The organism is Cupriavidus sp. 05L310, from assembly GCF_056398185.1.
On sequence record NZ_JBFTOX010000039.1, the window covers coordinates 50,759 to 72,362 of the forward strand.

Annotated in this window: 21 protein-coding genes; 13 read left to right on the plus strand and 8 right to left on the minus strand. The window is 67.3% G+C overall.

All coding sequences use genetic code 11. The annotated features are described in order from the left end of the window. The first annotated feature begins 115 nt into the window (after positions 1-115). The 13 genes from AC1DS6_RS26370 (at position 116) to AC1DS6_RS26430 (ending at position 13,771) form a co-directional block, all read left to right on the plus strand. On the plus strand, positions 116-1,057 hold the full coding sequence (locus tag AC1DS6_RS26370; RefSeq protein ID WP_441631749.1) for a branched-chain amino acid ABC transporter permease: 942 nt from the start codon (positions 116-118) through the stop codon (positions 1,055-1,057). A 2-nt stretch (positions 1,058-1,059) separates the two neighbouring features. After that, positions 1,060-2,355 (plus strand): branched-chain amino acid ABC transporter permease, encoded by a 1,296-nt coding sequence (locus AC1DS6_RS26375; protein WP_441631751.1) that lies wholly within the window; start codon positions 1,060-1,062, stop codon positions 2,353-2,355. Then, on the plus strand, positions 2,352-3,110 hold the full coding sequence (locus AC1DS6_RS26380) for an ABC transporter ATP-binding protein (RefSeq protein ID WP_441631753.1): 759 nt from the start codon (positions 2,352-2,354) through the stop codon (positions 3,108-3,110). Before AC1DS6_RS26375 ends, AC1DS6_RS26380 begins: the two co-directional genes overlap by 4 nt. An 11-nt stretch (positions 3,111-3,121) precedes the next feature. After that, the gene (locus AC1DS6_RS26385) at positions 3,122-3,841 is read left to right on the plus strand and encodes an ABC transporter ATP-binding protein (RefSeq protein WP_441631772.1); all 720 of its coding nucleotides are present in this window, start codon (positions 3,122-3,124) and stop codon (positions 3,839-3,841) included. Continuing rightward, on the plus strand, positions 3,838-4,662 hold the full coding sequence (locus tag AC1DS6_RS26390) for an SDR family NAD(P)-dependent oxidoreductase (RefSeq protein ID WP_441631755.1): 825 nt from the start codon (positions 3,838-3,840) through the stop codon (positions 4,660-4,662). Before AC1DS6_RS26385 ends, AC1DS6_RS26390 begins: the two co-directional genes overlap by 4 nt. Before the next feature lie 57 nt (positions 4,663-4,719). Continuing rightward, the gene (locus AC1DS6_RS26395; protein ID WP_441631757.1) at positions 4,720-6,909 is read left to right on the plus strand and encodes an alpha-ketoacid dehydrogenase subunit alpha/beta; all 2,190 of its coding nucleotides are present in this window, start codon (positions 4,720-4,722) and stop codon (positions 6,907-6,909) included. Between the two features lie 58 nt (positions 6,910-6,967). Further along, positions 6,968-7,456: a VOC family protein gene (locus AC1DS6_RS26400; RefSeq protein ID WP_441631759.1), complete on the plus strand. Its 489-nt coding sequence runs from the start codon at positions 6,968-6,970 to the stop codon at positions 7,454-7,456. Between the two features lies 1 nt (position 7,457). Next, complete coding sequence (locus tag AC1DS6_RS26405; protein ID WP_477103477.1) at positions 7,458-8,690, plus strand: pyruvate dehydrogenase complex dihydrolipoamide acetyltransferase; 1,233 nt, start codon at positions 7,458-7,460, stop codon at positions 8,688-8,690. Between the two features lie 10 nt (positions 8,691-8,700). Continuing rightward, complete coding sequence (gene lpdA / locus AC1DS6_RS26410) at positions 8,701-10,101, plus strand: dihydrolipoyl dehydrogenase (protein WP_477103478.1); 1,401 nt, start codon at positions 8,701-8,703, stop codon at positions 10,099-10,101. Positions 10,102-10,116: 15 nt separating this feature from the next. Next, positions 10,117-10,857, plus strand: a complete 741-nt coding sequence (locus AC1DS6_RS26415) for an SDR family NAD(P)-dependent oxidoreductase (RefSeq protein WP_441631765.1) — start codon at positions 10,117-10,119, stop codon at positions 10,855-10,857. A 103-nt stretch (positions 10,858-10,960) separates the two neighbouring features. Further along, on the plus strand, positions 10,961-12,409 hold the full coding sequence (gene gabD, locus AC1DS6_RS26420) for an NADP-dependent succinate-semialdehyde dehydrogenase (protein WP_035871914.1): 1,449 nt from the start codon (positions 10,961-10,963) through the stop codon (positions 12,407-12,409). Between the two features lie 79 nt (positions 12,410-12,488). Continuing rightward, a complete protein-coding gene (locus tag AC1DS6_RS26425) occupies positions 12,489-13,325 on the plus strand; it encodes a shikimate dehydrogenase family protein (protein WP_477103479.1) in 837 nt (278 codons plus the stop codon). A 74-nt stretch (positions 13,326-13,399) separates the two neighbouring features. Beyond that, a complete protein-coding gene (locus AC1DS6_RS26430) occupies positions 13,400-13,771 on the plus strand; it encodes a HigA family addiction module antitoxin (protein WP_477103480.1) in 372 nt (123 codons plus the stop codon). On the opposite strand, the gene AC1DS6_RS26435 is transcribed toward AC1DS6_RS26430, so the two are convergent. The 8 genes from AC1DS6_RS26435 to AC1DS6_RS26470 form a co-directional block, all read right to left on the minus strand. Continuing rightward, the gene (locus AC1DS6_RS26435) at positions 13,677-13,874 is read right to left on the minus strand and encodes a helix-turn-helix domain-containing protein (protein WP_477103481.1); all 198 of its coding nucleotides are present in this window, start codon (positions 13,872-13,874) and stop codon (positions 13,677-13,679) included. The two genes, AC1DS6_RS26430 and AC1DS6_RS26435, sit on opposite strands and share 95 nt — an antisense overlap. A gap of 246 nt (positions 13,875-14,120) precedes the next feature. Further along, on the minus strand, positions 14,121-15,278 hold the full coding sequence (locus AC1DS6_RS26440) for a CaiB/BaiF CoA transferase family protein (protein ID WP_477103482.1): 1,158 nt from the start codon (positions 15,276-15,278) through the stop codon (positions 14,121-14,123). Positions 15,279-15,386: 108 nt separating this feature from the next. After that, entirely contained in the window at positions 15,387-16,142 is a 756-nt protein-coding gene (locus AC1DS6_RS26445) for a lipoyl protein ligase domain-containing protein (RefSeq protein ID WP_441635905.1), read from the minus strand. Between the two features lie 64 nt (positions 16,143-16,206). Beyond that, positions 16,207-16,983 carry an SDR family NAD(P)-dependent oxidoreductase gene (locus tag AC1DS6_RS26450; protein ID WP_477103483.1) on the minus strand — a complete coding sequence of 259 codons (777 nt, stop codon included), beginning with the start codon at positions 16,981-16,983 and terminating at the stop codon, positions 16,207-16,209. Positions 16,984-17,115: 132 nt separating this feature from the next. Then, a complete protein-coding gene (locus AC1DS6_RS26455; protein WP_477103484.1) occupies positions 17,116-18,228 on the minus strand; it encodes an acetoin dehydrogenase dihydrolipoyllysine-residue acetyltransferase subunit in 1,113 nt (370 codons plus the stop codon). Beyond that, positions 18,228-19,244: an alpha-ketoacid dehydrogenase subunit beta gene (locus tag AC1DS6_RS26460; RefSeq protein WP_035866741.1), complete on the minus strand. Its 1,017-nt coding sequence runs from the start codon at positions 19,242-19,244 to the stop codon at positions 18,228-18,230. The genes AC1DS6_RS26455 and AC1DS6_RS26460 overlap by 1 nt, the downstream gene beginning before the upstream one ends. A gap of 78 nt (positions 19,245-19,322) precedes the next feature. Then, positions 19,323-20,327, minus strand: coding sequence for a thiamine pyrophosphate-dependent dehydrogenase E1 component subunit alpha (locus AC1DS6_RS26465; protein WP_441635899.1), 1,005 nt, complete (start codon positions 20,325-20,327; stop codon positions 19,323-19,325). Positions 20,328-20,338: 11 nt separating this feature from the next. Next, entirely contained in the window at positions 20,339-21,463 is a 1,125-nt protein-coding gene (locus AC1DS6_RS26470) for an ATP-NAD kinase family protein (RefSeq protein WP_477103485.1), read from the minus strand. Between the last annotated feature and the right edge of the window lie 141 nt (positions 21,464-21,604).

Below are 21,604 nucleotides of genomic sequence, written 5' to 3' on the forward strand. Positions count from 1 at the left end.
GCCATAGCAAGACCTGCCAGCTCAGCGCCGCCCGGCGCGGCACTGGCAAGCGCGGCCGTTCACTCCGGCGGCCGCGCGCCATATGGCCGCACAGGCTCGTTCCAAGGAAGCCTTCATGGAATACCTCATCGTCTCACTGCTTAACGGCGCCATCTACGGCTTGCTGCTGTTCATGGTGTCGGCAGGCCTGACCCTCATCTTCGGCATGATGGGTGTGCTCAATTTTGCCCATGCGTCGTTCTACATGCTGGGCGCTTACTTTGCCTACACGCTGCAGGGCGCAATCGGCTTCTGGCCGGCCATCGTGGTTTCACCGATCCTGGTCGGACTGGTCGGGGTGGCGGTGGAGCGCTTCTTCCTGCGCCGCGTCCATCACCACGGCCACGCGCACGAGCTGCTGCTGACCTTCGGCCTGTCTTTCATCATTGCCGAGCTGATCAAGCTGTTCTTCGGCAACTTCCCGGTGGATTACCGCATCCCGGCATCGCTGGACTTCGCGGCCTTCCAGCTGGGGGTTTCCTCCTATCCCTTCTACCGCGTGTTCATGGGCGGCATCGCCGTGGCCATGTTCGCCGTGATCTACCTCCTGCTCACTTACACCCGGGTCGGCATCGTGGTGCGCTCCGCCATCTACAAGCCGCGCATGGCCGAGGCGCTGGGCCACAACGTGCCGCTGGTCTTCATGGGCGTGTTCGGCATCGGCGCGGCGCTGGCCGGCCTGGCCGGCGCGGTGGCGGGCGCGTTCTACACCACCAACCCGAACATGGCGCTCGAACTCGGCGTGATGGTCTTCGTGGTGGTGGTGGTGGGCGGCCTGGGCTCGCTGGAGGGCGCCATGCTCGCCTCGCTGATGATCGGCCTGATCACGGCGTTCTCGGTCGGCATCGACCGCAGCCTCGCCGACCTGCTGGCCCTGTTCGGCGCGGGCGCCTGGGCCGGGGAAGCGGGCGGGCTGCTGACCCTGAAGCTGTCCAGCCTGGCCGGGACCATCCCGTTCGCGCTGATGCTGCTGATTTTGCTGGTTCGCCCGTCAGGGCTGATGGGCGAGAAGGAGTAACCATGACCAATGTCTCCAACACGCAGAAGACCCTGCTGCTGCTCGGCACAGGCGCACTGCTGGCGCTGCCGCTGGTGCTGTCGCAATCGCTGGTCAACGCATCGATCCAGATGCTGATCGCCGTGCTGTTCGCCGCCTCGTTCAACCTGCTGAGCGGCCAGGGCGGCATGCTGTCGTTCGGCCATGCGGCGTACTTCGGCATCGGTTCCTTCGCCACCGTGCATGCGATGAACGCCTTCGGCGGCAACGGCCTGCTGCCCACGCCGCTGCTGCCGCTGGCAGGCGGCGCCCTGGGCCTCGTCGCCGGCCTGGCCGCCGGCTGGTTCGCCACCAAGCGCACCGGCGTCTACTTCGCCATGATCACGCTGGCGCTGGCCGAACTGCTGCACTCGCTGGCGCCGCACCTGAAGGGCTGGTTCGGCGGCGAGGCGGGCCTGTCCACCATGCGCATGCCGGCATGGGGCCTTACCTTCGGCGACAGCAACCAGGTCTACTACCTGACGTTATTCTGGGTGCTGCTGTCGCTGGCGCTGCTGTATCTGTTCACCCTGACCCCGGTGGGCCGCCTGACGCTGGGCCTGCGCGAGAACGCCAACCGCCTGCGTTTCCTCGGCTACGACACGCACCGCCTCGGCGTGCTGGTGTTCGCCGTCTCGGCCATGTTCGCCGGCATCGCGGGCGCGCTGCAGGCGCTCAACATGGAAGCGGCCAACTACGTGGTGTTCGAGTCCTCGGCCTCCGCGGCGGTGGTGCTCAATAGCTATATCGGCGGCGTGAAGCTCTTTCTCGGCCCGGCGCTGGGCGCGGCGGTGATGACCTTTTTCGGCTATGCGGTCTCCGACCTGACGCGCTCATGGCTGCTGTACCAGGGCATCGTGTTCGTGCTGGTGATGATGTTCATGCCGACGGGCCTGGCCGGGCTGATCAAGTCCTTCGCCGCGCACGGCAAGACCTATGGCCTGCGCCCGTTGCTGCCGATCGCGCTGGTCTTCATCATCGGCACGTTGCTGCTCACGGTCGGCACCGTGTTCACGGTGGAGATGCTGCAGCGCTTCTTCTCGCAAGACTACCGCTCCATGGCCGCCCTGAATGGCGGCGGCTGGCCCGCGATCCCGCTGTTCGGCCGCGAGTGGGATCCCGTCTCGCCGCTGACCTGGCTGGTGCCCGCGGCGCTGCTGGCGGCCGGCATCGCGACGGTGCGCCTGGCCAACGGCCGCTGGCTGCGCCTGAAGGACGCCGCCCCCGCCGCCGAAGCCGTTGCCCACGCCGCCACCAACGTCCAGAGGAACCCGGCATGAACACGCAAGCGATTCTCTCCCTGCGCGGGCTGCGCAAATCCTTTGGCGACGTCGACATCATCCGCGGCGTGGACCTCGATCTCGTCAGCGGCGAACGGCACGCGCTGATCGGACCGAACGGCGCAGGCAAATCCACGCTGTTCCACCTGATCTCCGGCCGCCTGCCGCTGACCAAAGGCGAGATCGTGCTCAACGGCGAGCCCATCCAGGGCCTGACGCCGCAGCAGATCAACCATCGCGGCCTGGCGCGCTCGTTCCAGATCACCAATATCTTCGCTGGCCTGACCGTCTTCGAAAACCTGCGCCTCGCCGTGATGCGGCGCCACGGCCTGCAATACACGCTGTGGAAGTTCGCCCACAAGCTGCGCGCCGTGCGCGAAGAAACCCGGCACCTGCTCGAACAGGTCCGGCTGGCCGAACGCGCGCAGGCCATCGCCGGCGAGTTGTCGTATTCGGAGCAACGTTCGCTGGAGATCGCCATGACGCTGGCCTCGGACCCGAAGGTCATCATGCTCGACGAGCCGATGGCGGGCATGTCGCAGGAAGAAACCGACTATACCGCCGGCCTGATCCGCGAGATCGCGCAGGGCCGCACGCTGATGATCGTGGAGCACGACATGGACGTGGTGTTCTCGCTCAGCGACCGCATCAGCGTGCTGGTCTACGGCGAGATCGTCGCCACCGGCACGCCCGACGAGATCCGCAACAACGCACGCGTCAAGGAAGCCTATCTGGGCGAGGAGGTCACCGTATGAGCGCACCGTCCATGCCATCCGCCGACCCGCTGCTCAGCGTACAGGGCCTGCACGCGCACTACGGCAAGAGCCACATCCTGCACGGCGTGGATTTCCACGTGGGGAACGCCGAAGTGGTGAGCCTGCTGGGCCGCAACGGCTCGGGCCGCTCCACCACGCTGAAAGCCATCATGGGCCTGGTCCCGCCGAGTGCGGGCCACGTCAGGCTGCGCGGCCGCGATCTCGCCGGCGCGCAATCCTATGCGATCTGCCGGCGCGGCATTGCCTACGTGCCGGAGGAGCGCGAGGTCTTCGCCAACCTCACGGTCGAAGAAAACCTGCGCATGGGCGAACAGCGCGCCACCGAAGGCGCGCCGAAATGGACCTTCGAGCAGATGTTCGACTACTTCCCGCGCCTGAAGGAACGCCGCAATACCAAGGCCGGCAGCCTCTCCGGCGGCGAGCAGCAGATGCTGACCATGTGCCGCTCGCTGCTGGGCAACCCGCTGGTGATCCTGATCGACGAGCCCACCGAAGGCCTCGCGCCCAAGATCGTGACGGTGGTCGGCGAGGCCATCCAGGACATTCACCGCCGGGGCGTATCGGTGGTGCTGGTGGAGCAGAAGCTCGCCATCGCGCTGAAGGTATCGAGCCGTGTCTGCGTGATGGGCCACGGGCGCATCGTCTTCGAGGGCACGCCCGGACAACTCACTTCCAATACCCAACTTCTGAAGGACTGGTTAGCCGTATGAGCACTTCCCTGCCAATTGGATACCCGAACGCGCAACCCTTCGCGCGCGCCAGCTACCCCGGCCTGGCCGGCAAGGTCGTGCTCAACACCGGCGGCGCCAGCGGCATCGGCCGCGCGATGGCGCACGGCTTTGCCCGGCACGGCGCGCGGCTGATGCTGCTGGACCTGGACGCGGAAGGACTCGCCAGCGCCAGGGCGGAACTGGAAGCGGCCTACCCGGAAGCGCAGGTCGAAGTCGTGAAGGCTTCGATCACCGATCCAGACGCCGTGGAGCAGGCCTGCGCCGCCACCGAAGCCCGCTTCGGCCGCATCGATATCCTGCTCAACAACGCCGGCATCTCGATGAACAAGCCATCGCTGGAACTGACGCCCGAAGACTGGCGCCGCGCCATCGATATCGACCTCTCCGGCGTGTTCTTCTGCACGCAGGCGGCGGCGCGCCGCATGGTGCGCCAGGGCGGCGGCTCCATTCTCAGCACGGCATCGATGTGGGGCCTGGCCTCGTCGGCCCGGCGTCTGGCCTACTGCGCGGCCAAGGCGGGCGTGGTCTCGCTGACCAAGTCGCTGGCGGCGGAATGGGCTGAGTACAACATCCGCGTCAACGCGGTCTGCCCGGGCTACACCAGCACCGCGCTGATGGAAACGCTGCTGGCCAGCAAGGCCATCGACGGCGAGGCCTTGCTGGCGCGCACGCCGCTGCGGCGCTTCGGCGCGCCGGAGGAGATGGCGGAAGTCGCGCTCTTCCTGGCATCGGACTCGGCCGCGTTCATCACCGGCCATGCGCTGGTCTCCGACGGCGGCTGGACCGCCGACGGCTTCTGAGCGCGCTGTTCCCAACACGATTGAAAACACCATCGACCGGTAATCAAGGATCCTCGAATGTCTGAACGTAGCGCCCTGCGCCCCGCCGCCGAATGGGTGGAACTGCGCACCACCGATGAAGACTGGGCCAAGGCCGACCCCGCCCTGCTCGGCACGCTGCTGAGCCACCTGCACCTGATCCGCGGCTTCGAGGAAGCCGTGCTCGAACTCGCCGCCGAAGGCCTGGTCCACGGGCCCGCGCACTCCAGCATCGGGCAGGAAGGCGGCGCCGCCGGCTCCATCGTGCCGCTGACCGGCGCCGACCAGATCAACGGCTCGCACCGCGGACACCATCAATTCATCTCCAAGGCGCTGGGCTACCTCGCGCCCAACGGCATCGACCCGCGCGCGCCGCTGCCGGCGGATGTGCAAACGCTGCTGCAACGCACGCTCGCGGAAATCCTCGGGCTGGCGCAAGGCTACTGCAAGGGCCGTGGCGGTTCGATGCACTTGCAGTGGGCCGAAGCCGGCGCGCTGGGCACCAATGCCATCGTTGGCGGCGGCGTGCCGATGGCCGCGGGCGCGGCGTGGTCGCACCGGCATGCGGGCACCGACGCCGTGGCCATCACCTACTTCGGCGATGGCGCGGTCAATATCGGCTCGGTGCTGGAGACCATGAACCTGGCGGCCGCGTGGAAGCTGCCGCTGTGCTTCTTTATCGAGAACAACCGCTACGCCGTCTCCACCACGGTGGAGGAGTCCACCGCCGAGCCGCGCCTGTCCGCGCGCGGCATGGGCTTCAATATCCCGAGCTGGAAAGTCGACGGCATGGACCCGCTGGCGGTCTACCTCGCCACGCAGGAAGCGCTGGCGCACATGCGCGCCGGCAAGGGCCCCACGGTCATCGAAGCCGATCTCTACCGCTTCTTCCACCAGAACGGCCCTTTCCCCGGCAGCGCCTTCGGCTACCGCACCAAGGAAGAAGAACAGCAATGGCGCGCGCGCGATCCGCTCGAACTGATGGCGCGCCGCATGCAGGAACGCGGCCTCATCAGCGCCGGCGAGATCGCCGCGCTGCGCGAACGCATCAAGCAAGGCATGCGCGATGCCATGGCGGCACTGACCGAGGCCGATCCTTCCGGCAAGCCTGGCAAGCGCCGCATCCGTCCCGAACTGTGGCCGAGCCCGGATTTCCGCGACGTGGGCGTCCGTGGCGACCTGAGCGAGCTGGAAGGCCTGCGCTGCGAGGACGAAGCCGCCTTCCCGGGCAAGCTGGACAAGCGCAAGTTCATCGATGTGGTGGCGGACGTCATGCACCGCCGCATGGAGACCGACCCGTCGGTGGTGGTGATGGGCGAGGACGTGCACCGCCTCAAGGGTGGCACCAACGGCGCCACGCGTGGCCTGCGCGACAGCTTCCCGGACCGCGTGCTGGGCACGCCGATCAGCGAGAACGCATTCGTCGGCCTCGGCGGCGGGCTGGCGCTGGATGGCCGCTACAAGCCCGTGGTTGAGTTCATGTACCCGGACTTCATGTGGGTGGCGGCCGACCAGGTCTTCAACCAGATCGGCAAGGCGCGCCATATGTTCGGCGGCGAGAGCGATGTGCCGCTGGTGCTGCGCACCAAGGTGGCGATGGGCACGGGCTACGGCTCGCAGCACTCGATGGACCCGGCCGGCATCTTCGCCACCAACCCGGGCTGGCGCATCGTGGCGCCTTCCACGCCGTTCGACTATGTGGGCCTGATGAACACGGCGCTGGCGTGCAAGGACCCTGTGCTGGTGATCGAGCACGTGGACCTGTACAACGCATCGGGCGTGGGGCCGGTGGACGACTTCGACTACCACCTGCCGGTGGGCAAGGCGGCGGTGCGCCGCAATGGCAGCGACGTCACCGTCATCACCTACCTGTCGATGGTCGGCCATTCGCTCGAAGCGGTGGAGCAGACCGGCATCGACGCCGAGGTGATCGACCTGCGCTGGCTGGACCGCGCCAGCCTGGACTGGGACACCATCGGGCAGAGCATCAGGAAGACCAACAATGTGCTGATCGCGGAGCAAGGCGCGCGCGGCACTTCCTACGGCGGCTGGCTGGCCGACGAGATCCAGCGCCGCTACTTCGACTGGCTGGACCAGCCGGTGCAGCGCGTGACCGGGGCGGAAGCCGCGCCGAGCATTTCCAAGGTGCTGGAGCGTGCCGCTGCCGCCCGCACCGAGGAAGTGGTGGAAGGCCTGCGGCAAGTGATGCGCGACAAAGGCGCGGCGTAAGCCCGGTGCCTGCCCGGCAAGCCAATTGAACGAATCCAAGGAAACCCAAGGAATTCCAATGACCCTGAACATGATTGCTCCCCTGGAGGTCGGCATCGCCGTGCGCGACCTGCCGCGCATGCGCCGCTTCTATGAGCAGGTGCTGGGCTTCACCTTCGTGAGCGAAGTTGCCGTGCCCGCGGCCAACGCCGCGCAGGCCGCGATGCATGCCGGCGGTTACACCGCCGTGCGCCTGCAGACGAACCATGGCGAGCGCATCAAGCTGCTGGCCCCGGTGCAAGCGCCGGCAGCCGAGCCGGCTCCCCAATACATCCTCGACAAAGCCAACGCCACCTACCTCACGTTTATCGTGGACGACATCCAGGCCGCGGTCGACAGGCTGATCGCCGCCGGCGTGGCGTTCCTGACCGGCCCGCAGCGCATTGAAGTGCGCCCCGGCACTTACCTCGCGTTCTGCCGCGACCCCGAAGGCAACGTGCTCGAGATCGTGCAGTACGCGGATATCGCGGCTTATCGCCCCGACCTGCAATCGCCGAGGAATGCCTGACATGGCCACCCTGCTACGCATGCCCGAGGTGGCGGCCAATGCCACCCAGGCCACGCTGCAAGCGTGGACCAAGAACGAAGGCGATACGATTGCCGTGGGCGACTGCATCGCCGAGATCGAAACCGACAAGGCCGTGGTCGAACTCAATGCCGACTCGGCCGGCGTGCTCGGTCGCCGCCTGGTGGCGGCGGGCCAGGACGTGGAAGTGGGCGCGCCGATCGGCGTGCTGCTGGTCAATGGCGAAACCAGCGTGGATATCGATGCGCTGATCGCGGCGGCGGGTGGTGGCGCGCAAGCACCGGAAGCCGTGGCGGCATCCGCTGGGCAAGCCGTTGCTGCTGCCACGACTGCCGCCCCGCAAGCCGCGCGCATCTTCGCCAGCCCCCTCGCCCGCCGCCTGGCTGCGCAGCGCGGACTGGACCTGGCGGCATTGCGCGGCAGCGGCCCCAATGGCCGCATCGTCAAGCGCGATATCGAGCAGGCCGCCGCGATTCCTGCCGCTGCCGGCGCACCTTCCACCGTGCGCCCGGCCGCACCGCAGGCCCAGGTCAGCGAAGCGTTCACCGAAGTCCCGCACAGCAATATGCGCCGCACCATTGCGCGCCGCCTGAGCGAGAGCAAGTCCACCATCCCGCATTTCTACCTCACGGCGGATTGCCGCATGGAGCGGCTGCTGGCGCTGCGCGCGGAGATCAATGCCAACGCGCCGCGCAAGATCTCGGTCAACGACTTCATCGTGCGCGCCGTGGCGGTCGCCTTGCGCGAGGTCCCGCAGGCCAACGTCGGCTGGACCGACGCGGCCATGCGGCATTACCACCAGGCCGATATCGCCGTGGCGGTGTCCACGGATGCCGGCCTGATCACGCCCATCGTGCGCGCGGCGGACATGAAGCCGCTGTCGCTGATCAGCACCGAGATCGCCGACCTGGCGACGCGCGCGCGCGCGTCGCAACTACGGCCCGAGGAGTACCAGGGCGGCAGCTTCAGCGTGAGCAACCTCGGCATGTTCGGCGTGTCCGGGTTCTCCGCCATCATCAATCCGCCACAGGCCGCCATCCTCGCGGTGGGCGCCACGCAGGCGGTGCCGGTGGTGGAAGACGGCGAACTGCAGGTCGGGCAGGTCATGCGCTGCACGCTTTCGGTGGACCACCGCGCCATCGACGGCGCGCTGGCCGCGAAATGGCTGGCCGCGTTCCAGCGCCTGCTTGAAAACCCCTTGTCGATGCTGATCTGAGGACCATGACGTGGCGAATTCCTCATTTGACCTGATCGTCGTCGGCGGCGGCCCCGGCGGCTATGTGGCGGCGATCCGCGCCGTGCAGCTCGGCATGAAAACCGCGCTGGTCGAGAAAGAGCACCTGGGCGGCGTTTGCCTGAACTGGGGCTGCATTCCCACCAAGGCGCTCCTGCGCTCCGCCGATGTGCTGCGGCTGGTCAGGGACGCGGCGTCCTTTGGCGTGCGCGCAGCCGCGCCTACCGCCGACCTGCCAGCCATGGTGGCCCGCTCCCGCGCGGTTGCCGCGCAGCTCAACAAGGGCGTAGCCCACCTGATGAAGAAGAACGGCGTGACCGTGCTCAACGGCCACGGACGGCTGGCGGGCAAGGGCAAGCTGGAAGTCACCGCGCCGGATGGCAAGACGAGTACCGTGTCGTCCGCCCACATCCTGCTCGCCACCGGCGCGCGCGCGCGCCAGCTGCCCGCGCTGCCGGCGGACGGCCAGACGGTCTGGACCTATCGCGAGGCGCTGGCGCCGCCCGTGGTGCCAAAGCGCATGCTGATCGTCGGTGCCGGTGCCATCGGCATCGAGTTCGCCAGCTTCTATCACGCGGTGGGCACCGAGGTGACGGTGGTCGAGATGGCGGACCGCATCCTGCCGGTGGAGGATGCCGACATCTCCGCGCAGGTGGCGAACAGCCTGAGCCGGGAAGGCATCGTGCTGCATACGGCCGCCAGCATCGGGAGCGCGGAACGCAAGGCGTCCGGCTGGTCCGTCGCACTGCAAGGCGGCAAGTCCGGCGGCGCGAAGATCGAGGCCGATGTCGTGCTGGTGGCGGCAGGCATCGTCGGCAACGTCGAAGACCTCGGGCTGGAGAAGACCGCCGTCAAGGTCGAGAAGACGCATATCGTGACCGATGCGTTCTGCCGCACGGCAGAGCCCGGCGTGTATGCCATCGGCGACGTGGCGGGCCCGCCCTGGCTGGCGCACAAGGCCAGCCACGAAGGCGTGATCTGCGTGGAACAGATCGCCGGGCTGCACCCGCATGCGCTCGATGCAACGCGCATCCCGGCCTGCACGTACAGCCATCCGCAAGTGGCCAGCGTAGGGCTGACCGAGGCGCAGGCCAGGGAACGCGGCCATCAGGTCAAGGTCGGCAAGTTTCCTTTCGTCGGCAACGGCAAGGCCATTGCCATGGGCAGCACCGCGGGCCTGGTGAAAGTCATATTCGACGCAGGCAGCGGCGAACTGCTCGGCGCCCATATGGTGGGCGACGAGGTCACCGAGATGATCCAGGGCTACGCCATCGCGCAGACGCTGGAGACCACCGAAGCCGACCTGATATCCGCCGTCCTGCCGCACCCGACCCTGTCCGAGGCCATGCACGAAGCCGTGCTCGCGGCCTACGGGCGCGCGCTGCATATCTGACCTCCCGGAGACAACATGTACAACTTCGATCAACGCACGCTGCTGCTGACCGGCGCCAATGGCGGCATCGGCCGTGAAACGGCCAGGCTGTTCCTGGCGCACGGCGCCAACCTGGTACTGACGGATCTCGACGAACCCGGCCTGGCTGGCTTTGCGCGCGAACTGGACCCCACCGGCGAGCGCGTCGCCACGCTGCGCATGGACGCCGCCAACCCTGACGATTGCGCCGGCGCCGTGGCGCTGGCGCAGGACCGCTTCGGCGGCATCGACTTCCTGGTGCCGTCGGCCGGCTTGTACCAGGCCCAGCCGGTCGCGCAGATGAGCGATGCGCAATGGCGTCAGACGCTGTCCATCAACCTGGATGGCGTGTTCTATCTTGTGCGCCGCGCCATTCCCGCGCTGCGCGAGAACAGCGCCATCGTCAACCTGACATCGGTGGCTGCGCATCGGGGCGCTTACTACAATGCGCACTATTCGGCCTCCAAGGGCGGGCTGCTCAGCCTTACCCGCAGCCTGGCGCGGGAACTCGGGCCGCGCACCCGCGTCAATGCGGTATCGCCAGGCGTGATCGAAACCCCCATGACCACCGAGCTGATCCAGAAACGCGGCGCCGATTCCGTCGAACAGACACCGCTCAAGCGCCTCGGCCATCCGCGCGAGATCGCCACAGCCATCGGCTTCCTGTGCAGCAACGCGGCCAGCTTTGTTACCGGCGAGGTGCTGCACGTCAATGGCGGGCTGTATATCGCGGGCTGATCCTCCGTCCGGCGGCCAAACAAGATCGCCGGATCCTGCTAACCTGCCGTCAGCGGCGCTGCGCCGAATCCCCCCAACATCGCTACGGAACCGGAACCAGACCATGTTGCAACTCCAAGACCCCTCCCTGCTGCGCCAGCAGTGCTATGTCGACGGCCGCTGGATCGATGCAGAGCGTCATATCGACGTGACCAACCCCGCCACCGGCGAGCGCGTCGGCCAGGTGCCCCTGCTGGGCGCCGGCGAGACACGCCAGGCCATCGAGGCCGCCAACCGCGCCCTGCCGGCCTGGCGCGCGCGTACCGCCAAGGAACGCTCCGCGCTGCTGCGCAAGTGGTTCGAACTGCTGCTGGCGAACCAGGACGACCTGGCCCGCATCATGACCGCCGAGCAAGGCAAGCCCTTTGCCGAAGCGCGCGGCGAGATCGGCTATGCCGCCTCCTTCATCGAGTGGTTCGCCGAGGAAGGCAAACGCGTCTACGGCGAGACCATTCCCGCGCCGGTCAGCAACCAGCGCATCGTCGTCACCAAGGAACCGGTAGGCGTGTGCGCGGCCATCACGCCGTGGAATTTCCCCGCGGCCATGATCACGCGCAAGGCTGGCCCGGCGCTGGCGGCGGGTTGCACGATGGTGGTCAAGCCCGCCTCGCAAACCCCGCTGACCGCGCTGGCGATGGTGGTGCTGGCGGAACGCGCCGGCATCCCCGCGGGCGTGCTGTCGGTCGTCACCGGCTCGGCTTCCGCCATCGGCGGCGAACTCAGCAGCAACCCGCTGGTGCGCAAGCTCACCTTTACCGGCTCGACGGAAGTCGGCCGTACGCTGATGGCGCAGACGGCGTCCACCATCAAGAAGGTCTCGATGGAACTGGGCGGCAACGCGCCCTTTATCGTGTTCGAGGATGCCGACCTGGATGCCGCCGTGGAAGGCGCCATCGTGTCCAAGTACCGCAACGCGGGACAGACCTGCGTCTGCGCCAACCGCCTCTATGTGCACAGCAAGGTCTATGACGCCTTCGCCGAAAAACTGGTCGCGGCGGTGCGCGCGCTGAAGGTGGGCAACGGCATGGAAGACGGCGTGCGCATCGGACCGCTGATCGACGGCAAGGCCGTGACCAAGGTCGAGGAACATATCACCGACGCGATCTCCAAGGGTGCGCGCGTGCTGCAAGGCGGCAAGCGTCACGCGCTGGGGCAATCGTTCTTCGAGCCTACCGTGCTGGCCGACGTGAAGCCCGGCATGCTGGTAGCGCGTGAAGAAACCTTCGGCCCGCTCGCGCCGCTGTTCCGCTTCGAGACCGAGGACGAAGTGGTCGCCATGGCCAACGACACGGAATTCGGCCTGGCGAGCTATTTCTACGCACGCGATCTCGGCCGCGTGTGGCGCGTTTCCGAGCGGCTGGAGTACGGCATGGTGGGCGTCAACACCGGCCTGATCTCGAACGAGGTAGCGCCCTTCGGCGGCGTCAAGCAATCGGGCGTGGGCCGCGAAGGCTCGCATTACGGTATCGAGGACTACCTGGTCATCAAGTACACCTGCATGGCCGGCATCTGAGCCATCGCCGTGCCCGCGGGACGGAGCGCGTCCGTCCCGCCTCCCGCCCCCCTCCCTCCACATTACCCAAGATCCCGCAATGCAGATCGATGGCAATACCCAGCTTGTCGGCATCATCGCCGCCCCCATCGCGCACGTGCGCACGCCGCAACTCTTCAATGCCTCGGTAGCCCGCCAGGGCCTGAACGCCGTCTGCGTGCCCTGCCATGTGGATTCGGCGCAATTGCAGGCATTCCTCGCCGGCGCGCCGGCCGCGCAAAACCTGCAAGGCCTGGTCGTCACCATTCCACACAAGGAAAACGTGGTCGCCGCCTGTGGCGAACTGACCGACACCGCCCGCCTGGTCGGCTCCGTCAACGCCATGCGCTTCGACCGCGAGAAAGGCCACTGGACCGGCGGCAATTTCGATGGCGACGGCTTCGTCGCCGGCCTGCGCGAACGCGGCCACAGCCTGTCCGGCAAGCGTGTGCTGCAGCTTGGCGCCGGCGGCGCCGGCAAATCGATGGCCTACGCCATCGCCCGCGAGAACCCCGCCGAACTGGTCATCTACAACCGCTCCGCCGACAAGGCCGAAGAGCTCGCCGCGAGCCTGGGGAAAGCGCTGCCATCTGTCCCGATCCGCAGCGGCGACAACAACCCCTCCGGCTTCGACGTAGTCGTCAACGCCACGGCCCTCGGCCTGCGCGACACCGACCCCACGCCAGTACCCGCGCAACAGCTGAGCGCAGGCACGCTGGTGTGCGAAGCGGTGGTGCGCGACGGTGATACGCCCCTGCTCAAAGCCGCGCGCGAACTAGGTTGCACGGTGCACCACGGGCAGTGGATGCTGTACGGTCAGATCGTGGAAATCTCACGCTTCCTCGGCGTTCCGCTCGCACCGGAGTTTGTCGAACGGATCCTGGGGCCGGCGGACTGAGCGCGGGGAGAGCAAACCAGCGGATGGCAAGCGACCGACGTCGAAATCGTCGGCTGCCACTAAAGGAGAAAACGATGGCACGGGAAGTTCCGCTAACCAAGCCAGGCGAGATCCTGCAACTGGACTGGCTTGAGCCACTTGGGATCAGCCAGTACGCACTCGCCAAGGCAATCGATGTCCCGCCTCGGCGCATCAACCAGATCGTCAAGGGCGAGCGCGCCATCACCGCCGATACGGCCGTCCGGCTCGGCGTGTTCTTCGGCACCGATGCCCAAAGCTGGATGCACCTCCAAACCCACTACGACACCGAGATGGCAAAAGAAAAGATTGGCGCGGAGAAACTGGCAGCGATCAAGGAGCATGCCGTCGCCGGCTGCGTTCGGCCAGTCCATCCAGTCCCTCTGCTTCGTACCGCTCAAGCCACTTGTAGCCCGTCTTCCGGCTGACGCCATATCGCGCGCACTGCGCGCTCATGCTCTCAACACCCTTGACGTGATCAACCACAAACAAAATTCGTTGGTCCATGGGTTTCAGCTCGCTCCAGGGCATGGGCGTCTCCTTTCAGGGTCGCTCATGCAGCGTAGAAAACTGTTACCTATGTGCTTGAACTCAAGTGTTACCTATGTGAGTGAGTCGTACCCCGGCGCGCTTCTTTGCCTACTTTCTTGGCAAGACAAGAAAGTAGGTCGCCTCCCCGGAGGGGAGGTGAAACCGCCTTTGACTTTAAGCCTTTGAAGTTGCCTTTGACGTTAAGCAGTTGCAGACGCAATAGCAATCGCAATCGCAATCGCAGAATCAAATCACCCCATCCCTCCGCAACTCCCCAATCACCTCCCCCCCCACCCCCCAATCCCGCAACACCGCCTCACTATCCGCACCAGGCTCCACAGGCGCCAGAGGCACCCCCGCCGGCGTACGGCTGAAACGCGGCGCCGGCGCCGGCTGCATCACCCCATCGATCTCAAGAAACGTCTCGCGTGCCCGGTTATGCGGATGTTGCGGCGCCTCATCCCAGTCCAGGACCGGCGCAAAGCAGGCATCGCTGCCTTCCAGCAACTCGCACCACTGCGCCCGCGTGCGGGTGAGGAACAGCGCGGTCATGCGCGCCTTCAACTCGGGCCAGTGGCGCTTATCGAGTTGCTTGTCGAAGAGCGGATCGTCCAAGCCGCACCGCTCGCGCAGCAGCGCATAGAACTGCGGCTCGATAGCGCCCACCGCCACATACGTGCCGTCGGCGCACGCATAGGTGTCATAGAAATGGGCCGCGCCATCGAGCAGGTTGTCGCCGCGCTGGTTGTTCCAGCGCCCGGCCGCCTTGAATCCGTACATCATCGCGGACAGCAATGCGGTGCCGTCGGTCATCGCCGCATCCACCACCTGCCCCTTGCCCGAATTACGCGCCTCGTTGACCGCGCACATCACGCCAAACGCCAGCAGCATGCCGCCGCCGCCAAAGTCGCCGACGTAGTTGAGCGGCACCACGGGCGGCTGCCCCGGCCGGCCAATGGCATGCAGCGCGCCGCCGATGGCGATGTAGTTGATGTCATGGCCGGCTGCCTGAGCCAGCGGCCCGTGCTGGCCCCAGCCGGTCATGCGGCCGTACACGAGCGCCGGGTTGCGCGCCAGGCAAACGTCCGGGCCCAGCCCCAGGCGTTCCATCACGCCCGGGCGGAAGCCTTCGATCAGCACGTCAGCCTTGGCGATCAGGTCCAGCACGACCCCGGCCGCGCCGGGCTTGCGCAGGTCGATGGCCAGCGAGCGCCTGCCGCGCGCGGTCACGTCGCAGCGCGCCTTGCCCGCGCCGGTGGCCGGCGCCTCGCCGGGCTGGGCCGGGCGGGGCCGGTCGATCCGGATCACCTCGGCGCCCTGGTCGGCCAGCATCATCGCGCAAAAGGGCGCAGGGCCGATCCCAACCATTTCCACCACTTTCAGTCCCGCCAACGGTCCCGCCATGTCCTGTCTCCGGTTGTCTGCTCCTTCAGGCGGAGCGTCTAGCCGGTCAGTTTGCCACGGACGCCAGGGGCCGGAATCGTCAATACCGACGAATCCGCGCGGGGCCGCTTAAGCCAGGGACGCCGCGGCGAAGGCCGGCGGCGTCGCGGCAAGCGCCTCGCGCAGCGCCTGGGCAGTGCGTTCGCCCAGGTCGCCGGGCACGGGCTGGCCGCTTTCCGCCAGCGCCTGGGCCACGCTGACCACCTTGTCGGCCCGGTAATGGCGCCCGCTGCCGATGGCGGCCTCGAAGTCGTTGGCGCGCTGGTTGATCTCCTCCGGATCGGCGCTGACCAGCAGGACTGCGTGGGCCAGCACAACGTGCAGGCTGGCGTCCCCGGCGCCCGCCACGCGGCGCCAGTACTGCGCGGTGCCAGCGATCTTGCGGGCCAGTTCCGGGGAGCCCCAGGCCAGGTTGAAACGGCCATCGCAGAACGAGCCGTCCACGGCCTGCCAGTGCGTCCGCAGCCCCAGCTTGTTCAAGGCACCGGCCAGCACCTCGCACAAATGCAGGTAGACCGGCTCGGCGCAGGTGCCTGCGCCGCCGCGCACGGGGTAAGCCAGGCTCAGGTTGAGGATGCCGGGGCCTTGCGGCACCAGCCCGCCGCCGGAGAGGCGCAGCCAGACCGGGCAGCCGCGCGCGGCAAAGTCGCTGCGCGCGGCGTCCAGTCGCGCATGGCGCAGATAGCTGCGCGGCACCACCAGCGAGACGGGCGCCTGCCACAGATGCGCCAGCCAGCGGCCGGCGGATGCCTGTTCCAGCAGCGCCTGTTCGGCGTGGAGGGGATCAGGGTCGGCCGGATCGGGATCGAGGGTTTCAAATCGCATGGCATGGCCGGTAAGCGCCGGGGCGGGATGCGCGTAACCGGGCCGCGGTGCGGCCCGGTGCCGGTCAGTGGAAGGTGAAGCCACCGTCGACGTTGACCGACTGCCCGGTCACATTGTCCATGGTCGCGAAGAACAGCGCCATCCTGCCCATGTCTTCCGGCGTCTGGGCCCGTCCTTGCGGGATCAGCGTGAGCTGGTGGCGGGCCCAGGAGTCTTCGACCGATTCGCCCTCGGCCTTCCATTCGTCGGACAGGCGGTCCCACATATAGGTGCGGACGATGCCGGGGCAGATGGCGTTGACGGTAATGCCGTCGCGGGCGACTTCCTTGGCCAGTGCGTTGGTGAAGCCAACCACGGCGAACTTCGAGGCGCTGTAGTGGGCGAGGTTGGGGAAACCTTCCTTGCCGGCGATCGAAGCGACGTTGATGATGCGGCCTCTGCCCTGGGCTTTCATGTGCTCCAGCGCGGCCTGGCAACCCAGGAAGGTGCCCTTGGCGTTGACGTCCATGACGAAGTCCCAGTCGCGTTCGCTTAGCGCTTCCACGGGGTGGATGCTGATGACGCCGGCGCAGTTGACCAGGATGTCGAAGCCGTCCAGATGGCCAAGTGCTTGCTTCACCATCGCGCGGTGCATCTCGGGTTTTGTCACGTCGACCTTGAGGGTGCTTACCCGACGGCCGAGCGCGCGCACCTCTTCCGCAGTTTCGCGCATGGCGTCTTCAAGCAGGTCGGCGATCAGGATGTCCGCACCGGCATGCGCCAGCGTCAGCGCGATGCCGCGGCCGATGCCGCGTGCGCCGCCGGTGATTACGGCAACTTGTCCCTTCAGGGGTTCGTCCATGGGTGGTCTCCTTTGCGTGTTTTTTTGATTGTCTTAAGTGCGTACGGCAATGAATTACGTCGCGCGACACGCCGGCTTTCTCCCCGCTCCCGCAAGCGGGAGCGGGGAGAAGAGCAGCGCGACTCCGCTTCGTCAGCCGCCGACATGCCGCTTGAGCAGCGCGTTGACTTCGTTGGCCTTCTCCATCTGGCTCATATGGCCCGCATCGTCGAACACCTTCACGGTGGCGCCGGCGGGTGCATTCTCCGCATGCGCCGCGGGAATGATCTGATCCTGCGCGCCCCAGATCACCAGCACCGGCTTGCCGCTATCGCCCAGCTTGCGGCCCGGCTGCTCGCTCTGCCGGCCGCCGCCGAACAGGCTCGCACCCAGGCTGCCCAGCGCCTCCGTCACGCCGTCTAGCCGCTTGTACTTCAGCAGGTCGTCCAGCATCTGGCGGCTGACCAGCCCCGCGTCGGCAAACAGCAACTCCACCACCGGCTTGAGATCGCGCCGCGACTGCGCGTTGACGAAGCCTTCGGTGTAGCCGCTGTTGACCTCATCGCCCATGCCGGCCGGCGATACCAGCGCCACCGAACGCACCCGTTGCGGCACGTCCACCGCCAGCTGCGCGGCTACGCCGCCGCCCATCGAGTGGCCGACCAGGTGGGCCTGGTCGATATCCAGCGCGTCCATGAAGCGCGCGACGAATCCCGCCAGCGATGCCAGCGTGGTGCCCGGCAACTTCGGCGTGGACTGTCCGTGCCCCGGCAGGTCGAGCGCGATCACGGTGTGCGCTTCCGCCAGCGCGTCGAGGTTGAACAGCCAGTTGTCGAGGTCGCCGCCAAAGCCGTGGATGAAGAGCACCGTCTGCGCGCCCTCTCCCCGTTTTGCATAGCGCACGCGGATGCCTTCGACATCGATGAAGTGGTAGGCGGAAGCGGCCGCGTCTTCATCGTCCTCGTCGGCTGCCGGCGTCTCGTAGGCGGCGACAAAGGCGTCGATCTCCGCGTCGCTGACTTCGGGCGGGGCCAGTACGCCGAGCAGCGCCTTGACCGGCAGGATGTCGCCCACGGCGGCCACCTTGCGGCGCAAGGTGCCGGCGTCCGGCGCTTCCACCGCGTTGGCGATCTTGTCGGTTTCCACATCGAGGATCGGCATGCCTACCGAGATCTGCGCGCCCTCCTCCACCAGCCAGTCGTTGATCGTGCCTTCTTTCATCGACAGGCCCCATTTGGGCATGACGATCGGGGTGATGTCGGCCATCAGTGTTTCCCTCCTTTCACGGTCTTGCGCGCGGCATCGGCGATCTGCGCCGCGCTGGGGATATACAGGTCTTCCAGCGCGGGCGAGAACGGCACCGGCGTGTGCGGCGGGCAGACCATCTCGATGCCGGCCTTGAGCGCGCCGAACGCGCGCTGCGCCACTTGCGCCGAAATGTCGGTGGCGATATTGCAGCGCGGGCTGGCTTCATCCACCACCACCAGGCGGCCGGTGTTTTCCACCGACTCCAGCACGGTGTCGATGTCCAGCGGCGAGAGCGTGCGCAGGTCCACGATCTCGGCTTCGATGCCTTCCTTGGCCAGCGTGGCCGCCGCTTCCAGCGCGCGATGCACCATCAGGCCGTAGGTGACGATGGAAACGTCCTTGCCGTCGCGCACGATATTGGCTTCGCCGAAGGGAATCGCATAGGAATTCTCGGGCACCTCGCCTTCGAAGCCGTAGAGGTTCTTGTGCTCGCAGAAGATCACCGGGTCGTTGTCGCGGATCGCCTGGATCAGCAGGCCCTTGGTGTCGTACGGCGTGCTGGGGCATACCACCTTGAGGCCGGGGATATGCGTGAACAGCGGCGTCAGCATCTGGCTGTGCTGGGCCGCCGCGCGAAAGCCCGCGCCGACCATGGCGCGGATCACCACCGGCGTCTCCGCCTTGCCGCCAAACATGTAGCGGAACTTGGCGGCCTGGTTGAAGATCTGGTCGAAGCAAACGCCCATGAAGTCGATGAACATCAGCTCGGCAATCGGCCGCATGCCGCAGGCGGCGGCGCCGATGGCCGCGCCCACATAGGCGGATTCGGACAGCGGCGTGTCGAGCAGCCTGTCGCCATGCTTGGCGTACAAGCCCTTGGTCACGCCGAGTACGCCGCCCCAGGCGTCCTTCTCGCCGTCCGCGCCGGCGCCGCCGACGATATCCTCGCCGAGCATGATCACGCTCGGGTCACGGGTCATTTCCTGGTCGATCGCTTCGTTGATCGCCAGCTTCATGCTTAATTTGCGGGACATGGTGTGGTCTCCTGATCGTGCTTGCTGTCGTTATGCCGTTATGTCTTTACGTCTCGGGATAGCGGGCCGGGTGCGCGCTCAATAGCTGACGTACACGTCGGTCAGCAGGTCGGCGGGCGTCGGGAACGGCGCTGCCTTGGCCTGCTGCACCGCGTCCTCGATCAGCGCGGCAACCTGCTCGTCGATGGCCTTGAGCTCGTCCGGGGCGATGACGCCGGACTGGGTCACGGTCGCGGTGAACTTCTTCAGGCAGTCCTTGTTGGCACGGATGTCGTCGAGCTCGCCGGAGGCGCGATAGGTTTGCGCATCGCCCTCGAAGTGGCCATAGAAGCGCACCATCTTGCATTCGAGCAGGGCCGGGCCGCCGCCTTCGCGGGCGCGCTTGATGACTTCGCCAGCGGCCTCGTGCACCGCGAAGAAATCGGTGCCGTCCACGGTCACGCCGGGAATGCCGAAGCCGGCGGCGCGGTCCACGTAGCTGTCCACGGCGGTGCCGTAATCGCGCGCGGTGGATTCGGCGTAGCCGTTGTTCTCGATCACGAAGATCACCGGCAGGTTCCACACCGCGGCCAGGTTCAGGCTCTCCAGGAAGGTGCCCTGGTTGGATGCGCCATCGCCGGCGAAGGTGATGCCGATCTCTCCCTTGCCGCGGAACTTGGCTGCCAGCGCGGCGCCGCAGATCAGCGGCGCGCCCGCGCCCAGGATGCCGTTGGCGCCCATCATGCCCTTGGACAGATCGGCGATATGCATGGAGCCACCCTTGCCGTTGCAGGAGCCGCCCTTGCGCCCGTAGATCTCCTTCATCATCGCGACCGGATCCACGCCCTTGGCGATGCAGTGGCCGTGGCCCCGGTGCGTGCTGGCGATACGGTCGCCGTCGCCCAGGTGGTGCAGGATGCCGACCCCGGCGGCTTCCTCGCCGGCGTAGAGGTGGACGAAGCCCGGGATGTCGCCGCGCCCGAAGTCCACGTGCAGGCGTTCTTCGAAATCGCGGATGGTGCGCATCCTGCGATAGACGGCGAGCAGTTCCTGCTTGTCGAGGGGCAGCGTGTTCCCGGCGGCGCCGGATGAGTTGGCTGTCATGTCTGTCTCCTTCAAGGTTTTGTGGTGGCAGTAAAAAACTCGGTCAGTGGCTGGGGTGGAGGATGTTGCTGCTGCGGTTGCGGTGGCGCGCGCCCGCTGCGCATCAGCCCCGCGGCGGCGGCGTAGCGCATGCAGGCGGCTACGTCGATGCTCACGAAGGCGCGCTCGCGCAGCGTCACGGTGACGGTGTCCTGCGGGCCGAACACCAGTTCGCGTTCGCCATCGAGCGCGACGATGCCGGCGCGCTGGCGCACGCGGTGCGGCACGCCGTCGGTCAGGCGCTCCCAGCCCGCGATGGGCACAGCGCGCAGCAGGCCCGGCGCAATCGGCGCGCGCAGCTCGAAGCGGCCCTCGCCGGGCGCGGCGAGTTCGATCGCCAGGCCGCCGGGCTCGTGCCGGCCCACCGGCTCAAGCAAGCCGCCGATGGCGGACAGGCCGATGGCCTGCGGATCGGCGAAGGACACGAAGACCGCGCCCAGCGTCTCGGTCTTCCACAAGGCGCGCGCGCCGATGAAGTGCTCGTGTGAAATCACGGCGTCGACCAGCGCGATGTCATGCCGCACCTCGCCCTCGCCGGCAATCGCAATGTCAAGCCGCTTGTTGCCGGCCAGCGCATGCGCGGCGGGAATGCGGCCGCTGGCGAACAGGCCGGTGGCCAGGCCCGTGATGGTGGGCTCGCGCATTTCGGGGTAGGCGTTGTTGGTGCCGGTGGAGAGGCCGGCGATCGGCACGGCGCCGCATTCGCGCACCACCGCGCGATGGGTGCCGTCGCCGCCGAGCACGATGATGGCGGCCACGCCGGCCTCGCGCATCATGCGTGCGGCCAGGAAGGTGTCGTCGACGCGCGCGGTGACGGGCATGTCGAGGTATTCCACCTCCGGCAGCGCGGCGTCCGGACCCTGGCGGCGCGACAGGTGGCGCGCCAGCAGCACGCGCATGCCTTCGCGGTCCGGCATCATCAGCACGCGGCCGACCCCGCAAGCCGACAGCGCGGCCAGCAGGCGCAGCACGATATTGACGCGATCGGCCAGTTGCAGCGTATTGGCGTTGGCGATCACGCGGCGGATATCGCGCGCGGAAATCGGATTGGCGATGATGCCGACCAGCGGCCGTGCGGCCAGCGCGTGCTCACCCATGCATGTCTCCTGTCGCCCTGGTTTTTTTCCAGGTTCCGACAGGCATATCGCAATGGGCGTGCCACCCCGCGAAAGCGGGTTCCGACGGCAAGAAACACGGGATTACCCCGAGAAAAACAGGGCCGGACGGGGACGTTGCGG

What these genes read in the sequence shown, in the direction of transcription:
- AC1DS6_RS26430 (WP_477103480.1), top strand. Translation starts at nt 13,400, where the DNA reads ATGGCACGGGAAGTTCCGCTAACCAAGCCAGGCGAGATCCTGCAACTG.
- AC1DS6_RS26470 (WP_477103485.1), bottom strand. Translation starts at nt 21,463, where the DNA reads ATGGGTGAGCACGCGCTGGCCGCACGGCCGCTGGTCGGCATCATCGCC.
- AC1DS6_RS26390 (WP_441631755.1), top strand. Translation starts at nt 3,838, where the DNA reads ATGAGCACTTCCCTGCCAATTGGATACCCGAACGCGCAACCCTTCGCG.
- AC1DS6_RS26450 (WP_477103483.1), bottom strand. Translation starts at nt 16,983, where the DNA reads ATGGACGAACCCCTGAAGGGACAAGTTGCCGTAATCACCGGCGGCGCA.
- AC1DS6_RS26395 (WP_441631757.1), top strand. Translation starts at nt 4,720, where the DNA reads ATGTCTGAACGTAGCGCCCTGCGCCCCGCCGCCGAATGGGTGGAACTG.
- AC1DS6_RS26415 (WP_441631765.1), top strand. Translation starts at nt 10,117, where the DNA reads ATGTACAACTTCGATCAACGCACGCTGCTGCTGACCGGCGCCAATGGC.
- AC1DS6_RS26435 (WP_477103481.1), bottom strand. Translation starts at nt 13,874, where the DNA reads ATGCCCTGGAGCGAGCTGAAACCCATGGACCAACGAATTTTGTTTGTG.
- AC1DS6_RS26465 (WP_441635899.1), bottom strand. Translation starts at nt 20,327, where the DNA reads ATGACAGCCAACTCATCCGGCGCCGCCGGGAACACGCTGCCCCTCGAC.
- AC1DS6_RS26385 (WP_441631772.1), top strand. Translation starts at nt 3,122, where the DNA reads ATGCCATCCGCCGACCCGCTGCTCAGCGTACAGGGCCTGCACGCGCAC.
- AC1DS6_RS26460 (WP_035866741.1), bottom strand. Translation starts at nt 19,244, where the DNA reads ATGTCCCGCAAATTAAGCATGAAGCTGGCGATCAACGAAGCGATCGAC.
- AC1DS6_RS26380 (WP_441631753.1), top strand. Translation starts at nt 2,352, where the DNA reads ATGAACACGCAAGCGATTCTCTCCCTGCGCGGGCTGCGCAAATCCTTT.
- AC1DS6_RS26455 (WP_477103484.1), bottom strand. Translation starts at nt 18,228, where the DNA reads ATGGCCGACATCACCCCGATCGTCATGCCCAAATGGGGCCTGTCGATG.
- AC1DS6_RS26445 (WP_441635905.1), bottom strand. Translation starts at nt 16,142, where the DNA reads ATGCGATTTGAAACCCTCGATCCCGATCCGGCCGACCCTGATCCCCTC.
- AC1DS6_RS26405 (WP_477103477.1), top strand. Translation starts at nt 7,458, where the DNA reads ATGGCCACCCTGCTACGCATGCCCGAGGTGGCGGCCAATGCCACCCAG.
- AC1DS6_RS26440 (WP_477103482.1), bottom strand. Translation starts at nt 15,278, where the DNA reads ATGGCGGGACCGTTGGCGGGACTGAAAGTGGTGGAAATGGTTGGGATC.
- AC1DS6_RS26370 (WP_441631749.1), top strand. Translation starts at nt 116, where the DNA reads ATGGAATACCTCATCGTCTCACTGCTTAACGGCGCCATCTACGGCTTG.
- AC1DS6_RS26375 (WP_441631751.1), top strand. Translation starts at nt 1,060, where the DNA reads ATGACCAATGTCTCCAACACGCAGAAGACCCTGCTGCTGCTCGGCACA.
- AC1DS6_RS26400 (WP_441631759.1), top strand. Translation starts at nt 6,968, where the DNA reads ATGACCCTGAACATGATTGCTCCCCTGGAGGTCGGCATCGCCGTGCGC.
- AC1DS6_RS26425 (WP_477103479.1), top strand. Translation starts at nt 12,489, where the DNA reads ATGCAGATCGATGGCAATACCCAGCTTGTCGGCATCATCGCCGCCCCC.
- gabD (WP_035871914.1), top strand. Translation starts at nt 10,961, where the DNA reads ATGTTGCAACTCCAAGACCCCTCCCTGCTGCGCCAGCAGTGCTATGTC.